At 64.1% G+C, this 19,987-nt stretch carries 7 protein-coding genes; all 7 read right to left on the bottom strand.

The genetic code is table 11. From position 1 onward, the window contains the following. Positions 1-3: 3 nt before the first annotated feature. Positions 4-2,166, bottom strand: a complete 2,163-nt coding sequence (locus ACV8MC_RS21640; protein WP_252887770.1) for a type I secretion system permease/ATPase — start codon at positions 2,164-2,166, stop codon at positions 4-6. Further along, a complete protein-coding gene (locus tag ACV8MC_RS21635; protein ID WP_457265585.1) occupies positions 2,163-3,569 on the bottom strand; it encodes a TolC family outer membrane protein in 1,407 nt (468 codons plus the stop codon). Before ACV8MC_RS21635 ends, ACV8MC_RS21640 begins: the two co-directional genes overlap by 4 nt. A gap of 73 nt (positions 3,570-3,642) precedes the next feature. Next, positions 3,643-15,360 carry a BapA/Bap/LapF family large adhesin gene (locus ACV8MC_RS21630; RefSeq protein WP_457263414.1) on the bottom strand — a complete coding sequence of 3,906 codons (11,718 nt, stop codon included), beginning with the start codon at positions 15,358-15,360 and terminating at the stop codon, positions 3,643-3,645. Between the two features lie 408 nt (positions 15,361-15,768). Further along, positions 15,769-16,728, bottom strand: a complete 960-nt coding sequence (locus ACV8MC_RS21625) for an alpha/beta hydrolase (RefSeq protein WP_457263412.1) — start codon at positions 16,726-16,728, stop codon at positions 15,769-15,771. Between the two features lie 61 nt (positions 16,729-16,789). Continuing rightward, complete coding sequence (locus ACV8MC_RS21620; protein WP_457263410.1) at positions 16,790-17,818, bottom strand: transketolase family protein; 1,029 nt, start codon at positions 17,816-17,818, stop codon at positions 16,790-16,792. After that, on the bottom strand, positions 17,815-18,663 hold the full coding sequence (locus ACV8MC_RS21615) for a transketolase (RefSeq protein WP_457263408.1): 849 nt from the start codon (positions 18,661-18,663) through the stop codon (positions 17,815-17,817). Before ACV8MC_RS21615 ends, ACV8MC_RS21620 begins: the two co-directional genes overlap by 4 nt. Positions 18,664-18,680: 17 nt before the next feature. After that, positions 18,681-19,979: an MFS transporter gene (locus ACV8MC_RS21610; protein WP_123442684.1), complete on the bottom strand. Its 1,299-nt coding sequence runs from the start codon at positions 19,977-19,979 to the stop codon at positions 18,681-18,683. Positions 19,980-19,987 lie beyond the last annotated feature (8 nt).

The raw sequence follows: 19,987 nt of genomic DNA, 5'->3' as shown, positions 1-19,987 counted from the left end.
GCTTCATACCGCCACTCCTTTACCCGGTGCGCGCAGCCGCGCCAATGCCGCGTCGCGATGGTCGTCAATGACGATGCGGCCGTTGTCGAGAACGATGATCCGCTCGACCAGTTGCAACACACTGACCCGATGCGTGGCAACCACCAGCGTTCGGCCCTGGGTCCAGGTCGCGAGTTTTTCCAGCAGCAGCCGCTCGGTGACGTCATCGAGCGCGGCGGTCGGTTCGTCGAGCAGCAGCACTTGTGGCTGGCGGATCAACAAGCGCGACAGCAACAGGCTTTGACGCTGACCTCCAGACAAACCCAGCCCGCCCTCGAGTACCAGATGATCCATGCCTTTGGGCAGCTGCCGAACGAAGTCCAGCGCACCGGTGACAGTCAACGCGGCGATGATTTCCTGATCGCTGGCCTGACCGGCGCCGAGGGTGATGTTGTCGCGCAAGGTGCCGTGAAACAGTCGCGCCTGTTGCGAGAGCAGGCCGACATCGCGGCGCAGGTCGGCCGGATCCAGATGTGCCAGGGCGATGCCGTCCAGAGTGGTTTCACCGCTGCTCAGATCCATCGCGCCGCCCAGTGCTTGCAGCAACGTCGACTTGCCAGCGCCGTTGCGGCCGAGCAGGGCGATGCGCTCGCCGGGGCGAATGCTCAGGTCGATGTTGTTGAGCGCCGGGGACGATTCTTCGCTGTAGCGGAAGCTGGCCTGACGCAGGCGGTAGTCGCCGCGAATCGCCGGCAAGTGCACGCGCTGGCTGCCTTCGGGATGATCCACCGGCATCTGCATGATCCGGTTCAAGCCTTCGAGCGCGACCTTGGCCTGCTGCCATCGGGTGAGCACGTGGGTCAGTTGCGCCATCGGCCCCATCATCCGCGACGACAGAATCGACGCCGCGACCAGACTGCCGGTGGTCAGGTCGCCGGCAATCACCATTGGCGCGCCGAACACGATCACCACCGCGAACACTCCGCCTTGTACGTTCTGCGTCCACGCCACCAGGCTGTTGGTCAAGGTGCGCAGGCGCAGGCTGCTGTCCGCCGAGGCGGCGTTGTACTGATTCCACTGTTGCTGGAAACGCTGCTCGGCCTGCAGCGCCTTGATGTCGTCGAGGCCCTGAATGCTTTCCACCAGCATGGCGTTGCGCAGCGCCGCTTCACGCATCGACGCATTGGCGAGTCGCGCCAGACGCGGTTGCGCGATGATCCCGGGGAGCAACATGAACACCAACGCCACCAGTGGAATCAACACAAGTGGCCCGCCGATCAAATAGAACACCAGCAGGAACAGCAGAAAAAACGGCATGTCCGCCAGCGCCGTGGCGGTGCTGGAGGTGATCAGGTCGCGGATCTGCTCCAGCTCGCGCAACTGTGAAATGAACGAGCCGGTGGATTTCGGCCGCGCGGAATTGCGCAGGCGCAGGGCGTGGCCGAAGACCAGATCGGAGACGCGCAAATCGGCGCGCTTGCCCAGCACATCGGTGATGCGCAGACGCAGAATGCGCATGACGAAATCGAACAGCAGCGCCAGCATCACCCCGCCGAACAACACGTACAGGGTCGGCAGCGACTCGGCCGGAATCACCCGGTCGTACACCTGCATGGAAAACAGCACCCCGGCCATGCCCAGCAGGTTGGCCACCAGTGAGGCGATCATCACTTGGCTGTAGGGCCGCAGATCGGTGAGGACGATGCGCCGGAACCAGTGCTCGTCGTAGGGCTTGATGTAATCGTTGGTGCGCACGTCCGCCACCGGTTGCGTCGGACGCAGAATCACCGTGCGCAGGGCTTGCTCGGCGAGCGCGGTGGCGTCCATGCGGCTCTGCAAACCCTGGTCGCCACTGAAGCAGATGCCCAGCTCGCCGGTCTCGCCGATGCTTTCGAGCACGCCGACCTGACCATCGCGCAGTTGCACCACCAGCGGCGTGCGCCAGCGGCTCAGGCTCTTGTTGTCGAAAACCGCGAACTTCACGCTTAAACCGGCCTGCCGCGCCATGTGCCGAACCACTTCTTCGACGCGGCCTTCGCTGTGCACCGAAGCCAGGCGCACGCTTTCCGGCGAGACGTCGAGGCGATAGTGGCGGGCGACCTTGAGCACCGCTTCCAGCCATGGCGAATAATCTTCGCGAGCTTCGGCAGCGGCGGGTTCGGGGACAGTGATGCTGACATCGGTCATGGCAGGATCTCGACATTCTGGATGGCGCTGTGGTCGATGCCGAAGACCCGGCGAATCGCACCGCTGTTGTAGAAGCAGTCGATCTGCAGACGTTGCAGATCAGCCTGGGTGTTGACCAGATCGAAGCGCGACTGGTGGATTTCCTGCTCGGCGTTGAGCAGGTCGAGCAGCGGTCGCGTGCCCAGTTCCAGGTACTGGCGGCCATACAACATGCGCGCCTCGGTGATGCTGGTCTGGCGAAATTCCAGCGAGCGCAGCCGCCGGTTCAGACCCGAGGTTTGCGCCTGGGCTTCGGCCAGACCCTGGCGCGCTTGCAGACGGGCGAAGTCTTCGGCCGAGTCCGCTGCGGTCAGCGCATGCCCGGCGGCGCGGCTGCGCGCACTGATCGCACCGCCCTGGTAGATCGGCACTTCGAGATTGAGAAAGATCCCGACCTGAGTGCGATCGGCTCGCGAGTTCTGATCGTCGTAATGGTCGTCCAGATATTGGTTGACCGACGGTTGCAGCGACAGGGTCGGGTAGGCCTCGGCTTTGGCCTGGGCCAGCTCGGCCTGGGCCTGAGTGCGTTGCGCGGCGGCCTGGAGGACGGCGGGCAGGGTGTCGGAGATCTGCGAGGCGTCGCAGGCCTGGGTTAGCGTCGGCGCGGCGGCGTCGCTGACTGCTGGCGGCGTGCGTCGTCCGAGCAGACTGGTCAGGGTCGCTTGCCAGCGTGCGTATTGCGCCTTGAATTCCTGCAACGTCGCCGTCGCGCCTTCTGCGCGGGATTGCGCCTGGACCATATCGGAGCGGGTGCTGGCGCCCATGTCGCTGCGCTGTTTGGCCAGGTCGACGATGCCGCCGATGCCCTGAATCTGTTCGCGGGCAACCTCGAGCAGACGCTGATAACGCTGCACTTCGATGTAGGCCCTGGCGGTGTCGCGGGCGATGTCGTCGATTGCCAGCAGAATCCCCGCCTGACTGCGCGCCACCCGGGCGCGGGCGGCGTCGACCGAACTGGAAACCTTGCCGAAGTCATACAGCATCTGCTTGAGGGAAATGTTCACCGACTGGCTGCCGGCATCGCTGCCGTAACCGCTGGTGTAACCACCCTTGATGCCTCCGGTGACCTGCGGGTAATAACCGGATTCGGCGACGTTGACGCCTTCGCCTTGCTGGAACAGGGTGCCGATGGCTTCGCCGATGCGTGGGTGCCAGTCCACGGCGAGCCTGACCGCTTGTTCCAGCCCCAACGGGTCCGCATCGGCGGACGCTTTCAGAGCAGGGGCAGGGCGCTGACGGCTTTCATTGCCTGCCGGTTGTTGCAGTTGCGACGGGCTGATGCTGCGCATGCTGCTGTCGAGATTGTCGTCGGCGCGAACGCCGGCGGTGAAAGCGGGGTAGAGGCCGATGGTCAACAGGACCACCGGCCATTTCTGGCGAAAAACTGACTCCACAGACTTCCCTTACTGTTGAGAGACCGACGTTCGATGTCTTGTTTCAAACCACTTGAATGCCGTTCTGTACCCACAAGTGGTGGCTCGGATCCTCCTGCGCCGTGTATTGAACATAGTCGATGCCGTCGGCCTGTTGCGTACCATCGGCGACCCAGCCATCGGTCATGTGCACGCTGTCCCTGTCGTCACCCTTGATCAGCAGGGTGTTGTTGTCCGAAGAGGTAATCGCCAGCAGATCGCCGAGATTCAATGTCAGCGCAACCGCACTGGAATGGTTGAGGTCGAGGATTTCGACGTTGTGGATCTTGCTCTGCAGATCGCCGAGGTTGATCGACACGTCGCCACCGGCCCAGAGCAGGGTGTCGGTGCCGCTGCCGCCGTCCACCGAGGTGAATTGCTGATCGGCGATGATCAGCGTGTCGTCGCCACCGCCACCTTGCAGGGTCACGGCGCCACCGTGCGAGCCGTCGAGGGTGTCGTTGCCCTCGGTGCCCTGGATCAAGTCGCTGCCAGTGGCATGGGCCAGACCGAGGTCATCACTGGCGAGGGCCGAGAAAGCGGTGCTGGCAAATGCGCCGGCCTTGTTCAGGTCGATGGTCAGCGTCGCGGTGTCTACCGTGCCGTTGGGGTGGGTGAGTTGGTAGGTGAAGGTGTCTTCCTGGCCGATCACCGCATCGGTCAGCCCGGCCTTGAGCGTGTAGGTGTAGTTGCCGTTGGCTTGGACCACCAGGGTGCCGTAGTTACCGACCAGCGAGACGCCGTTGTAACCCGGCGCAACGTAACTGCCGGCGACCAGCACGCTGAGCAAGGTGTAGACCGAGCCCAACACATCGGCGCCGCCGCCAGCGGTGTCGGTGAGCAGATTGCCCGATACCGGCGTGTAGCCGCCGACCACGAACTGATTGTTGTAGGTCGCGACGTTGATCAGGCTGGTGTTGACGCTGGTCAGCAGGCCGAGGCCGCCCACTGCCACCCGCACCTGATAACTGCCGGCGGTCTGGTCGTCGAACTTGATCCCGTAGTTGCCGCCGCCGAGATTGACCAGCGCGTTGCCGCCGTAACTCTTGACCAGCACGTACTGGTTGGTGGCGGTGTTGAGCTTGTACAGGCCCACCGTCATCGAACCGAGCAGCGCCAACAGGTTGCTCGAATTGACCACCACGGTCAGGTCACTGACGGTATCGGCCGCGACCACGGTGTTGTAGTTACCGCTGCCGCCGCCCAGCAGCACATTGAACGTGCCAAGGGCAGAGTTGGTGGTGACTTCGCGGTTGATCAGGGTGACGTCAGTCGAGGCGACGTCTGGCGTGGCATCCACCACCAGCGCCGGGCTGCCAAGGTTGGCGTCATTCCACACTTCGCTGGCTTGCGGGCTGTCGATGCGCACGTACAGATTGGCGGTGTCGCTCAAGCCGTTCGGGTGCACCAGTTGATAGTTGAACACGTCGACTTTGCCGACGCTGCCAACACTGCCGTTCGGTTTGTAGCTGTAGTTGCCATTGGCGTCGATGGTCAGCGTGCCGTACAACCCTTGCACCGTGGTGCCGGCCCCAGCGTTGACCCAGGCGCCGTTCTTGAAGATCTGCAATTGCGCGCCGTTGTCCGGGCCGGTCTGATCGGCCGTGCCATCGACGCCGACGTTGGTGATGACGTTGCCGGTCACCGCTGGCCCGGCAATGCCGTTGAACTGGGTCAGGCTGCTCACATCCAGTTGCAGCTGGGTATTGACCGTGGTCAGCACGCCGATGCCGGTGCTCGAAACCGTCAGTCGATAATCGCCTGACAGCAGGTTACCGATGTCGACCCGCACGCCCTGGCCGGCGAGCGCGATCAGGTCGAGCAGACCGCCGCTGCCGTTGACATCCAGAGTGACCCAGTTGCCGCTGGCATCTTTCACTTGCAGGGTGTAGACCACGCCATCGATCAGCGAAATCAGACTGCTGGTGGTCAGCGTCAGGGTCGGATCAAGACGCGTGCCGCCGGCCACGGTGAAGGTGAAGGTTTTCGAGAACCCGGCCAGCAGTGTGGTGAACGAGTCGTTAAAGGTCTGCGACGCGGTGACCGGAGCCAGGGTGACGGTGCCAACGGCGAGGTTATCGCTGGCGATCACTGGCGCGTTGACGTCGACGTCCGGCGCAATGACGTTGGCGGCCACCGAAACGTTGCCGCGAGCGTCGCTGAGATTGACGGTGAGGTTTTCGCCGTTGATCTGCGCACTGCTCAGGGTGACGTTAAACACGCCGAGGTTGTCGACCGTGCCAGTGCCCAGAACGCTGCCGCTGGCCGACTTGATGGTCACGGTTGCACCGGCTTCACCGGTACCGGTGACGGTCAGGCCATCGGCACCGACCAGCAGCGCCGTTGCCGCAGCGGGCGGTGTCAGGTCTGGCGCCGTCGCGGTCGCCGCTGCCGATACGTTGCCACTCGGATCGGCCTGGGTAACGCTGAGCACTTGGCTGTTGATCTGCGCCGAGGCCAGTGTCACCGAGAAACTGCCGTTAGCGGCAACGGTCGCGGTGCCGAGCACCACACCGCCGACGCCACGTACGCTGATGGTCGAACCGGGCACACCGACGCCAGTGAGCACGGTGCCGCTGCCATTGACGCTGACGCCGGTCGGCGCGCCGGGCGCGGTAATGTCCGGCGCTGTCAGGCTGGCGTTGGGCGACAGATTGCCGGCCGGGTCGACCAGACGCACGGTCAACAGCTGCCCGTCGAGTTGTGCGGTGTTCAGGTTGAAGCTGAACGTGCCGCCACTGCCCACGGTGGTAGTGCCAATCAGCGCGCCGCCCGGGCCGTAGACGTTGACCGTCGCACCGGCTTCGCCCGTACCGCTCAAAGTCAGACCGTTGGCAGCGAGCGTCAGACCGCTGGCTGCAATCGGCGCCTGCACGTCAGGGGCCGTCAGATTGAAGACCTGCGACAGATTGCCCGTCGGGTCGGCCTGTTGGACGTTGAGCTGTTGGCCATTCAATTGCGCGCTGGACAGTTGCACGGTGAAGGTGCCGCCAGCATTGACCACAGCGGTGCCGAGGACGGTACCGGCTGCGTTGGTCACGCTGACGGTCGCGCCGGCCTCACCCGTGCCGCTGACCGCCAGGCCGGTGCCGTTCAAGCTGACATTGCTCAGCGGCGCTGGCGCGGTGGTATCGGCGACGCTGAGGTTGGTAACCGGCGAAACGTTGCCCGCCGCATCACTCTGCGTGACGCTGAGTTGCTGGCCGTTGAGTTGCGCGGAGGACAAGGTCACCGAGAACGAGCCATTGCCCGCCACCGTCGCAGTGCCCAGCACCGCGCCACCCGCACCGCGAACAGTGACGGTGGCGCCGGCTTCACCGAGCCCGCCGAGCACCAGACCGGCACCGCTGAGGACCAGCGCCGTCGGAGCGGCCGGGGGAGTGATGTCGGGCGCGGTTACGTTAAGGCCGGATGAGGTGTTGTTGGACGCATCGGTCTGAGTCGCATTGAGCACCTGGCCATTGACCTGCGGCGTATTGAGCTGTGCGCTGAAAGTGCCATTGGCGCCAACCGTCGCATTGCCCAGCACGACGCCGCCAGCGCCGGTGATGGTCACCGACGCGCCGACTTCGCCGCGACCGGTAACCAAAGTGCCGTTGGCGTTGACCGCCAGATCGCTGAGTGGCGCCGGCGCCGAGGTGTCACCTGCGGTGATTTCAGTCGGCAGCGAGGCGCCACCCAACGCAGTGTTGGCGGTGACTTCGAGGCTTTCGCCGTTGGTTTGCGCGGGCGTCAGCACGACGCTGAACGTGCCATCCGCGCCGGTGACGCCGGTGCCGATCAGACTGTTGTCCGGCGCGTAGACATTGATGATCGTGCCAATGGCCGCAGTGCCGGTCAGCGTCAGACCATCGGCCGTGAGCGCCAGATTGGCTGGAGCATCCGGGGCCGGAACGGCCGGAACGATCAGGCTGGCATCTGCCGAAATGTTAGTCGCCACGTCGATCTGATTCACCGTCAGCACCTGGCCGGCAGTGATGCCCGGCGCCAGATCGATCAGGAACGTACCGTTGGCGGCCACTGTGCCGGTGCCGACGATATTGCCCAGCGCATCGGTCACTTCGACACTCGCGCCCGCTTCGCCACGACCGGCGAGTTGGCTCAGATCGCCGCTGATGGTCAGACCGGTGACGGCATCTGGAGCGGTAGTATCAGCCGCCGGGTAGAGCAGCACTGGCGATGCGTTTTGCGCCTCATCCGTCGCGATCACTGACAACAACTGACCATTGGCCTGGGCCGGATTCAGCGTAACGGTATAGGTGCCGTCGCCCAATGCCACCGCTGTGCCGAGCACGGTGCCGGTGGCGGACAGCACAGTCACGGTGCTGCCGGCTTCGGCGGTTCCGGCGAGCAAGGTGCCGGCGCCGGTCAGCGATGTCACCGTTGGTGCGATAGGTGCAGTGCTGTCCGGCGCGTCGACCAGAACGGGCTGGGACTCGTTGTTTTGTGCGTCGGCCTGTATGACCGAAAGCGCGCGACCATCGAGTTGCGCAGCCGACAACGTGACGCTGAAACTGCCGTCTGTGGCCACCGTCGCCGTGCCGAGCACCACCGCGCCGTCAAGCACGGTGACGGTTGCGCCGGGCTCGCCAGTACCGGTGACGGTCAAGCCGTCCTGGCTGACGTTGAGATCGGCCACTTCCAGTGGATCAGTACTGTCGCCCGCTTGCAGAGGTGCTGTGGGTGAAATGTTTGAAGCCGGATCAGTCTGATTGACGCTCAACAGCTCGCCGTTCACTTGCGGCGGATTGAGAGTCACGCTGAACGAGCCATTGGCGGCCACGGTTGCCGAGCCCAGTACCGTGCCAGTCGCGCTCAGCACGCGCACCGTGGCGCCGGCTTCACCGGTACCGGTCAGCGTCACGCCATCGGGCGTGAGGGCAAGACTGGCAGGCGCGACAGGCACGGTGGTGTCCGGTGCAGTGACCGGCACGATAGGCGAGGGATTGCCCGCCGCATCGCGCTGGATCACCGACAAGGCTTCACCGTTGAGCAGCGGTTGATCCAGAGTCACGCTGAAGCTGCCATCGGCCGCGACGGTGCCGGTGCCGACGATGGTGCCCACCGCGTTAGTGACGATCACTTGCGAGCCAGCCGCGCCGGAACCAGTAATCAGGCTGCCGCTGGCGTCGATATCGACATCGGTCAGCGCGGCAGGAGGCGTGCTGTCAGGCGCGGTCAGGGTGCCGGCAGGCGAGGCATTGCCGGCCGCATCCGCCAACACCACGAACAGCGCTTGGCCATCGGTCTGCGCCGGGGTCACGGTGATCTGGAAACGACCATCGCTGCCCACGGTGCCGGTGCCCAGTTCGGTGCCATCGGCCGACGTCACACGGACAGTGGCGCCGACTTCGCCGGTACCGGTGAGCAGGCCGCCATCGGCATTCAGTTGCAGATCGGCCGGCGTCGCTGGCGGGGTCAGATCCGGGGCGGTGACCGTGACCGGGGCGCTGACGTTGCCGGGTGGATCGGCCTGCTGCACGCTGAGAATCTGTTCGTTGATCTGCGGCGGATTGAGGGTGACGCTGAAGGTGCCGTCGCCGAGTACCACGCTGGTGCCGAGCAAAGTGCCGTTGGCATCGCGCACGGTCACGGTCGCGCCGGGTTCGCCAGTACCAATGACCAGCGCGCCGGACGAGTTGATATCGACGTTGTCCAGTGGATCAGGCGGGGTGAAGTCCGGTGTGGTCAGGTTCACTGCCGGCGAGTCGTTGCCCGCCGCGTCGGCCTGGACCACGGTGATCACTTCGGCGTTGGTCAACGCCGGGTTCAGTGGCAGGGTGAAGGTACCGGTCGCGCTGACCACGGCGGTGCCAAGCACGTTGCCGTCGCTGTCGATGACGCGCACCTGCGCGCCGGGTTCGCCGCGCCCGGTCAGGCTCGCGCCGTCGCCGCCGATGCTCAGTTGCGAAACGGCCGCTGGCGGTGTGCTGTCGACCGAAGTGAACGGCGTGGCTGCCGAGGTGTTGCCCGCCGCATCCGTCAGCGACACGGTCAGCGCCTGACCGTTGGCTTGTGGCGTAGTCAGGGTTATCGCAAACGTGCCGTCGATGCTCACGGTGCCGGTCCCGACCAGCGCTCCGGCAGCGTTGTACACGTTGACCGTGGTGCCGGCCTCACCGGTACCCGACAGCAAGGTGCCGTCAGTGCTTGCCACCAGCGCCGCCGGTGCATTGGGCGCGAGCAGGTCCGGGGCGATCAGGTTGACGCTGTTGGACTCGTTGCCGGCGGCGTCGGCCTGGCTCAGGCTCAAAGTCTGGCCCGAAGTCTGCGCCGGGCTGAGGGTGACGCTGAACGTGCCGTTGGCCGCCACCACGGCGCTGCCGAGAACCACTCCGCCGGTGCCGAGCACGGTCACCGTGGCGCCGGCTTCACCGCGCCCGGTCAGGGCCGTGCCGTTCGGTGCCAGGCTCAGTTCGCTGAGCGGCGTTGGCGCGGCGATATCGGCAGCGGTGTAGTCGGTCGGGGATGAATTGATACCGGTGCTCGACGTCGCCACGGCAGACAGCTGTTCGCCGTTGAGTTGCGCGGCGTTGAGGGTGACGCTGAAAGTGCCATTGGCCGCCACCAGCGCGCTGCCGAGCAACACGCCCGAGGCATTGCGAATGCTCACGGTGCTGCCGGCGGTGGCCGAGCCGGTCAGGGTCAGACCGTCGACGCTGAGGGCCAGATTGGTCGGTGCACTTTCCGCCAGATTGCCCGGTGCAGTCACCGGCGCCGCCGGTCCGGTGTTGCCGGCAGCATCGATCTGCACCACGGAAAGATTCGATCCAGCCACCGCAGCCGGGGACAACGTGACGCTGAAATTGCCATTGCTGGCAACGGTCGCGGTACCCAGCAAAACACCGCCGGCATCGCGAACTTCCACGCTGGCGCCGACCTCACCAATGCCGGTCAGGGTGGCACCATTGGCGCTGACCGCCAGATCGCTCGCCACCAACGGCGCCGTGCTATCGACGGCATTGACGATTGCCGGGGCCGACGGATTGCCTGCCGCATCGGTGGCTGTCACGTTGAGTGCCTGGCCATTGGTTTGCGGGCTGTTGAGGGTAATCTGGAAAGTGCCGTTCGCTGCCGCCGTGGTGGTGCCGAGGAGGTTGCCCTGGCTGTCACGCACGGTCACCGTGCTGCCGGCCTCGGCGTTACCGGCCAGTTGCACGCCGGCAGCATTGAGCGTCAATGCGCTCGGAATCGCCGGCGCAGTCAAATCCACGGCGATGACTTCAACCGCTGTCGATACGTTGCCCGGCGGATCTTCCTGAGTGACGGTCAGCACTTCGGCATTCAGTTGTGCTGCGTTGAGGGTGACAGTGAACGCGCCGCTGCTGCCGACCTGCGCGGTGCCGAGCAGGGTGCCATCGGCGCTGCGCACAGACACCGTGGCGCCCGGCTCGCCGTTGCCGGTGACGGTAACACCGTCAGCATTCACCGCGACTTGGGTCAGCGCCGCCGGCGGGCTGATATCGGGTGCGTTGACACTGGTCGATGGCGAGACGTTGCCGGCAGGGTCGGTCTGGCTGATCGCTAGCGCCTCACCATTGGTCGGTGCTGGCGCCAGGGTCACGCTGAACGAGCCGTCCGCGCCAACCACGGCGCTGCCCAGCAGGGTGCCGTTGGCGGTGGTGACGTTGACTGTTGCGCCAGCCTCACCCGTGCCGCTGAGGGTGCTGCCATCGGCGCTGATCAGTGGATTCTGCACGGCGGCCGGCGGGGTGCCGTCGACGGTGACCACGCCAGTGGAAATCGAGGCGTTGCCGTTGGCGTCGGTCAGGGTGACCTGCAGGGTTTCGCCGGTGTTCTGCGCGTTGGGCAAGGTGACCTGGAAGTTGCCGCTCTGATCGACTACGCCGGTGGCCAGAACATTGCCGGCGGCATCGCGCACGGTCACGGTGCTGCCGGCTTCGCCCTGGCCTTTGACCACGGTGCCGACGTCATTGATCGTAACGCCAGTCGCTGCGGCTGGCGGTTGCAGATCGGTGGCGATGATGCCGGCGGGTTGCGACAGGTTGCCGGCGGCATCGCTCTGGATCGCGGTAAGTGCCTGGCCATTAAGTTGTGCCGGCGTCAGCGTCAGGCTGAACGTGCCATTGCTGGCGACCAGTGCAGTACCGAGCACGGTACCTGTGGCGTCGGTGACAGTGACCGTCGCCCCGGCCTCTCCGCGTCCTGTGAGTGTCGTGCCGTTGGCATTCAGCGCCAGATTGGTCACCGCGTCCGGCGCCGTGCCATCGATCGCCGTCACCGTGCCCGGAATCGACACGTCACCGTCGGGACTGGTGGCCGTCACCTGGAGGACTTGCGCATTGATCTGTTTGCTACTGAGCAACAGGGTGAAGCGGCCGAAGCTGTTGATCAGACCTGAGCCGAGCACCGTGCCGCTGCTGCTGGTCACCGTCACGGTGCAACCGGGCGTTCCGGCGCCGGTCAGGGTGAAACCATCGGCACTCAAGGCCAGATCGGTCGGGGTCGCGACCTGGGTACCGTCCAGTCCTGCCAGCGGCACAACGGGCGAATCATTGCCGCCGCCGTCAGTGCTGATGACTTCCAGATTGCCGCCAGGCTCGGCCGGTGGACTGAGGGTCACGACGAAGCGGCCGTCCGCATCGGCCGTCGCGGTGCCCAGCACAGCGCCACCGCCGGCAATGCTGACGGTGACCGTGGTGCCCGGTTCGGCAAGGCCAGAGACCTGCGTGCCGGCGGGATTGAGCGCGAGATCGCTGACTGGCGCCGGCAGGGTGCTGTCCGGCGCAGTGACGCTGCCGGGAAGCGAACTGTTGGCGCCGTCCGACACCACGACTTGCAAGGCTTCGCCATTGGTCTGCGCAGTATCGAGGTTGACCGTGAAGGCGCCCGTGCCGTCAGCGGTCGCGGTGCCGATGACGTTGCCGTCGGCATCCAGCACCTGCACCGTGTTATTGGGCTGCGTGGTGCCGGTGACCGTGGCACCCGCCGGATCGATGAGCAGACCGCTCGGTGCAGGTGGGGCGGTGATGTCCGGTGCGGTGACCGGTGTGGCGGGCGACGGCAGGGCGCTCGCATCGGTCTGGATCACGCTCAGCACCTGACCGTCGAGCTGAGCCGGGCTCAGGTTGACGCTGAAATTGCCATCGCTGGCGACCACCGTAGTGCCGAGCACCGTGCCGTCCGCTGCGCTCACGGTTACGGTACTGCCGGCTTGTCCGGTGCCGGTCAACGTCACGCCGTTGCTGGCGAGCACGAGATTGTCCGGCGCCAGCGGCGCGGTGGTGTCCGCTGCGGTCAGCGGCGTGTTGGGGGAGACGTTCACGCCATCCGATTGGCTCACTTGCAGTTGTTGGCCATCGATCTGCGGGCTGTTCAGCGTCACCGTGAAGGTGCCGGTGCCGTCGACGATCGCAGTGCCCAAGGTATTGCCGGCCGAATCCTTGACCGTCACCGTGGCGCCGGGTTCGCCGGTGCCGCTCAGTTCAGTGCCGCCTGCGTTCAGCGCCAGATTGAAAGGGGCAGTGGGGGCCTGGATATCCGGCGCTTCAACTGGAACTGCCGGGGAGCCAGTGGGCGAGCCATCGCTCTGCACCACGCTGAGGTTCTGGCCATTGGTTTGTGGCGAGGACAGGGTGACTTCGAACCGGCCGTTGCTGCCGACCAAAGCTGTTCCCAGCACGGTCCCGTTGGTGTCAGTGACAGTAACGGTGGCGCCGATCTGACCCGCGCCGGAGACTACGGCGCCATTAGCAGAAATGCTCACATCGGTCACGGCGACCGGCGTGGTCAGATCGGGTGCGGTGACGTTGACCGGCGCCGAAGGATTGCCTTCCGCGTCGGTCTGGATCACTTGCAGTTGTTGCGCATCGGTCTGTGGTGTGGAAAGTGGAACGGTAAAATTGCCATCGGCATCCACCGTGCCCGTGCCGATGATGTTGCCGGCCGGATCGCGCACAGTGACCGACGCACCCAACTCACCCTTACCGGTGAGCGTCTGCCCCTGAGCGTCGAGCGCAAGATCGGAGACGGCCGTCGGCCCTTGGGTGTCAGGCGCCACGTAGTTCAGTGGTGCGGAAGTGTTGCCAGCGGCGTCACTGGCGCTGATCTGCAGTGTTTCGCCGTTGTTCTGCGGACTGCTCAGTTGCAGGCTGAACGTGCCGTCCGCCGCCACCACGGCCGTGCCGAGCACATTGCCGTTGGCGTCGCGCACCGTCACGGTCGAACCGACCTGGCCGCGTCCACTCAACTGCGTGCCATCGATGCTCACCGCGATGTCGCTCGGTTGAGTCAGGCCATCCAGATCAATGGCGATAACGGTCGCTGCTGGCGAAGGGTTGCCGGCGGCGTCGGTGACCAGCACGCTCAGCGCTTCACCATCGATTTGCGCGGCGTTGAGTTGCACGGTGAACGAGCCGTCGGCGGCGACCAGAGCTGTCCCCAGTAGCGTGCCTTGGGCATTGGTGACGCTGACTGTGCTGCCGGGTTCGCCACGGCCGGTGACCGAGAGGCCATCGCTGCTCACCGCCAGATCCGTCGCAGTGCCGGGGCCGGTGATGTCCGGTGCATTGAAGGTGATGGCCGGCGATTGCGCACCGGCGCTGTTGACCGCCACGATACTGAAGGTTTCACCGTTGGCCTGCGCACGAACCAGCGTCAGCAGGAAAGTGCCGTCAGCAGCCACCGCCGCACGCCCGAGCAATTCGCCGTTGGCGGCACGGACCTCAATGGTGGTGCCGGCTCGGGCGGTGCCGGTCAGTTGGCTGCCGTCGCTGCTCAAATCGAGATTGCCTGGCGTCGTCGGTTCGACGATCTCCGGCGCGCTGACCGTTGCGCCGGTCGAGATATTGCCTGCCGCATCGGTTGCATTCACTGTCAGCGGCTGGCCGCCGGTTTGCGCGGGGCTGAGGGCGACGCTGAAAGTGCCATCCGCCGCCACCACAGCGCTACCGAGCAGAGTGCCATCGGCGGCGCGCACCTGGATGGTCGAGCCGACTTCACCGGTGCCGCCGAGTTGCGTGCCATCAGGGCTCACGCTGAGATTGCCTGGTGCGGTCGGCGCGGTAGTATCCGGCGCAGTGACCGTACCCGGTGTCGAAACGTTGCCCGCAGGGTCGGTGAGCGTCACGTCGAGCGGCTGGCCATTGTTCTGCGGCGTACCCAGGTCAACCTGGAAACTGCCATCAGCCCCGACCGTTCCGGAGCCCAGAAGATTGCCCGCCGCGTCGCGCACTTGAACGACACTGCCAGCTTCGCCAAAACCACTCAGCACCCGGCCATCGGCCGACAAGGTTAATCCGGTCGCGGGCGCAGGAGGCGTCGCGTCTCCACCGCCACCACCTCCGCCGCCGCCACTTCCGCCCGCAGCGGCCGCCGCACCACCCGCGCCCAACAGGCCAAGCCCAGCAATCGCCCAGGCCGGCGTTGCGCCATCCACCACACCGACGCCAGCGATCAGCTCGTCCAGCGAATTGATTTCGTCAAAGGTAAAGCCGTTGAACGGCTCGGCGCTGTAGCGCGCCTGCCACAGCGTCGCGTCGTCACCCTGAAAGACAATGTCATTGGGCACGCCGTCAGGGCTGGTGACAAAGAAATTGGAGATTTTGATTTGCTCGCCAGACTTCAGATTGACGATCAAATCCTGACCGCTGCGACTGGTCGACGCCAATTGATCGGGCCGAACCGGCATTTGTACAACTGAAGGCTGATTGAGCTGAACATTGCCCCAGTTCTGGGCAGTGAGCTGAGAATTGGCTTTGTCGGCAATGACGATGTTGTCCATTACTACTCCCTGTAAATGGGTGGGGCGGACGTCCACGGATGGTTTTAAAACCATAGATAGGGAGTGTCAGATGGGGCTGCCTGATTTTTGACGAGCGTATGGATGGGCCATTTGCCCACGTTTATCTCTTTGAAAATTTGTTCTATTCAGGTCGTTACCGTTTGTCGGGACGTTGGATCCAAGGGGTTTTTGGGTGCAACAAAATGTGTCGGTTTCGACATTATCCAAAGAGACGCTGGAAAATATCCGGGCGGAATCGAGGAGAGCGATGGCTAAGCGATATTGAATTTCTCAAAGCGCAGGCCACCCTCCGCAGCTGCCTGTCTGCGAAGGTATTAATCAATAAGCGTAGAAGTGGGGGGAAGGCTTTGTATAAGAAATCCTGTTTTACCGTTTCAGCGGTTCTTTCTATCCCTCAGCAGTTAATGCGCTAGCTATCGATCGCCGAAGTGATCGGACGATATCCAGCGCAGACTGATCGCTAACACTGCCGGGGCACTGATCAAACATATGTGGCGCCCCAGGGTAGACATGCAGTTCGACGGCAGCCCCGGCGCGCGACAGACGCATGGCAAATGCAACGTCCTCTTCCAGAAACAGATCCAGCGCCCCGACGGCCAGAAACGTCGGTGGCAAGTCACGCAGATCGTCCTGCAGGGCCGGCGAAAACCAGCCAATTGGCAGATCATCCAGCGCTTGGTCAGCGCGCAGGCACTCCCAACAGAACTGGTTGGCTTGCGCCGGCCAGCCAATCACTCCGGTCGTGCTGTTCTGCTGAGGCGAGGCCGGGCTGCCCGAACGGTAATCGAGCATCGGATAAACCAGCACCTGGCTGGCGATGGAATATTCGCCGCGATCCCGCGCCACGATGGCCAGCGCTGCTGCCAGACCTGCACCGGCACTGTGACCCATGACGATTACTTTGTCGGCGTCAATGTTGAGCGTTTGCCGGTGGGCGAAAACCCAGCCGAGCGCGGTGTAGCAATCTTCCAGGGGAATAGGGAAGGGGTGCTCTGGCGCGAGACGGTAATCGACGGCGACGATGATCGCCTGAAGTGCTTCGGCGAGGTTAGCCAGATAGTCATCGGCCATTTCGGGGCAACCAAGGACGAAGCCTCCACCGTGGATGTACAGGATCACCGCAAAATTACCGCCCGGTGCCCCGGCGGCGGGCCGGTAAAGACACAGGCGCAAATCCTCACCGTCGTGGGCCTTGGTCCATAGGCTTTCACCGCGCGCTTGTTCTCGGGATTTGAATGTCGCATGGACACGCTCCCTGATCGCGGGCAGCGTCTCTAACGTCCAGGCTTGTGCGCCGGGGGTTAAAAAGCTTTTGAAGTCGGGATCCAGCAGTTCACGTGCTTTCACGTTCTGCCTCCTGTTTTCGAATGAACGAGCGCCTCGGATGGAGGCGCCGCTCACGGTGGAGTTACAGCCAGGCTTTGATCTGCGCGCAAACGGCCGGCGTCGAAATGCCGTAGCGATCATGCAGCGTCGGCAGGGCGCCGGCGTCGAGGAAGGCGTCGGGCAACGCGATCTGTCTGAAGGTGGGCGTCACGCCATTGCGCAACAACAACCCGGCAACCGCCTCACCCAAACCGCCGATGATCGAGCTGTTCTCGGCTGTGACCACCAGACGCCCGGATTTACGCGCTTCGGCGAGAATGGTTTGTTCATCCAGCGGCTTGATGGTCGGCACGTGCAGCACGGCCACATCAATGCCGTCGGCCTGCAATTGCTTGGCCGCTTCCAGTGAGCGCATGGTCATCAGCCCGGTGGAGATGATCAGCACGTCGTTGCCCGTGCGCAGGGTCTTGGCCTTGCCGATCTCGAATTGATAGCCGTACTCGTCCAGCACCAACGGCACATTGCCGCGCAGCAAACGCATGTAGACCGGGCCTTGGTGAGCGGCGATGGCCGGCACGGCCTGTTCGATTTCCAGTGCATCGCACGGGTCGACAATCATCAGATTGGGCATGGCGCGAAAAATAGCCAGATCATCGGTGGCCTGGTGGCTCGGCCCGTAACCCGTGGTGAGACCGGGGAGGCCGCAGACGATTTTGACGTTAAGGTTTTCCTCGGCGATGGCCATGCAGATGAAGTCGTAAGCACGCCGCGATGCGAACACCGCGTAGGTGGTGGCGAACGGCACGAAACCCTCACGCGCCATGCCCGCCGCAGCGCTCATCAGCAACTGTTCGGCCATGCCCATTTGATAGAAGCGCTCCGGATGCGCCTTGGCGAAAATGTGCAGGTCGGTGTACTTGGACAGGTCAGCCGAGAGACCGACGATGTCCGCGCGCTGGTCTGCCAGCGCTGCGAGCGCATGGCCGAACGGTGCCGAACGGGTCGCCTGGCCCTCGGAAGCAATCGAGGCAATCATCGCCGAGGTGGTCAGGCGCTTTTTCACCGGAGCGCCAGTAGCAGTCGAAGTCGCAGTATTGGCGGCGTTGCTCATTGGTTTTTTCCTTCTTCAAGGTTGCTCAGTGCCAGGTCCCATTCGTGCTCTTCGACGCGAATGAAGTGGGTCTTTTCCCGGTTCTCAAGAAACGGCACGCCCTTGCCCATTTTCGTGTCGCAGATGATCACGCGCGGTTGCCCGCCGGGGTGATTGCGGGCGGCATCGAATGCAGCGACCAGGGCGTCGAGGTCATTGCCGTCGACGCGCTGGGTAAACCAGCCGAAGGCTTGCCAGCGATCGACGATGGGTTCGAACGAGAGAATCTCGCTGGAATAGCCGTCGGCCTGCTGGTTGTTGACGTCGACGATGGCGATCAGGTTGTCGAGCTTCCAGTGCGAAGCCGACATCACCGCTTCCCAGGTCGAGCCTTCATTGAGTTCGCCATCGGACAGCAGGTTGTAGACGAACGAGGTCGAGCCTTTGCGCTTGAGGCCCAGGCAGGCACCGACCGCGATACCCAGGCCCTGACCCAGCGAACCGCCGGTGATTTCCATCCCCGGGGTGTAGGCGGCCATGCCCGACATCGGCAGGCGGCTGTCATCCGAACCATAGGTTTCCAGCTCGTCGAGGGGAATGATCTCGGCTTCGATCAGCGCTGCGTACAGCGCGATGGCGTAGTGGCCGATGGAGAGATAGAAGCGATCGCGCTGCTCCCATTCGGGATCTGCGGGGCGATGATTCATCGCATGAAAGTAAGACACCGCCAGCAGGTCAGCCGCGCCGAGGGCCTGGCCCACATAGCCCTGGCCCTGAACTTGGCCCATGCGCAATGCATGGCGGCGAATGTTGTGCGCGCGCTGGGTCAGGCTCAGCGATGCAGCGTGTGCAAGATTAGTCGTCATGATGAAACTCCGTTGACTCAACGATTGACCAAAGCGGCAGGAATACGCAGGACCAGGCTGGCGCCGAGGAACAGCACGCCGGTGATGAGGTACATGCCGATGGCGCTGGAACCGGTCAGGGTGGTGATCCAGCCGATCAGATAGGGCGAGCAGAATCCGGCGAGGTTGGCGAAGCTGTTGACCGCGGCGATGCCGGCCGCCGCAGACACGCCGCCGAGCAGCGTGGTGGGCAGCATCCAGAACAACGAAGTGGCGGACAGAATGCCGGAGGCGGCCAGGCACAGGCTGAGGATCGACAAGGTCGGATTGCCGCCCATCATCGCTGCCAGGCTCAAGCCGATCGCACCGGCGATCATCGGCACGATCAGGTGCCAGCGGCGCTCGCGATGTTTGTCGCCACTGCGGCCGACCAGGAGCATGGCGGCGATGGCGCACAGGTAAGGCAGGCTGGTCAGGAACCCGATGTGCAGCGGGTCGGAAACCCCTGCGTTACGCACCAGTGTCGGCAGCCAAAAGGTGATCGCGTATTGGCCCATCACCACACAGAAGTAGATCGCCGCCAGCAGCCACAAGCGCCGGTCGCGGATGAACTCGCCGACCGAGGCATGGGTGACCTTTTGCTGGTCGTCTTCGGCCAGTTCGCGAGTGATCAGCGCTTTTTCCTCGTCATTGAGCCAGGTCGCCTGATGCACGCCGTCTTTCAGATAACTCAGTACCAGCAGGCCGACGACCACGGTGGGCACCGCTTCCAAAACGAACATCCACTGCCAGCCGGCCCAGCCGTGCACACCGGCAAAGTGGTTCATGATCCAGCCCGAAAGCGGGCCACCGACCATGCCTGACAGCGGAATGGCGATAAACCACAACACCGTCATGCGCGCCCGCCGATAGGACGGAAACCAGTAGGTGAGGTAGAGCAGCAGGCCCGGCGCCAGACCGGCTTCGGCAATCCCCAGCAGAAAGCGCAGCGCGTAGAACTGCCAGGCGGTTTCGACGAAGGCGAACAGCGCCGAGACGATGCCCCAGGTGATCATGATCCGCGCAATCCACACCCGTGCGCCGACCTTGTGCAGGATGATGTTGCTGGGCACTTCGCAAAGGAAATAGCCGATGAAAAACACCCCGGCGCCCAGTCCGTAGACCGTTTCGCTGAGGGCCAGATCGTTCATCATTTGCAGCTTGGCGAAACCGACGTTGACCCGGTCCAGATAGGCGCACAGGTAGCACAGCATCAGGAACGGCATCAGGCGCCACGCCGTTTTGCGATAGGCAGAAGAACGCACGGTCGAAACCGCTTCGAGCGACAGGGTAGTCATGATGGTCT

The sequence above is a fragment of the Pseudomonas sp. PK-RTE-24 genome (genome assembly GCF_054052265.1).
Note: the sequence above shows the minus strand (reverse complement) of the source record. Positions and strands in the feature narration are given on the sequence as shown.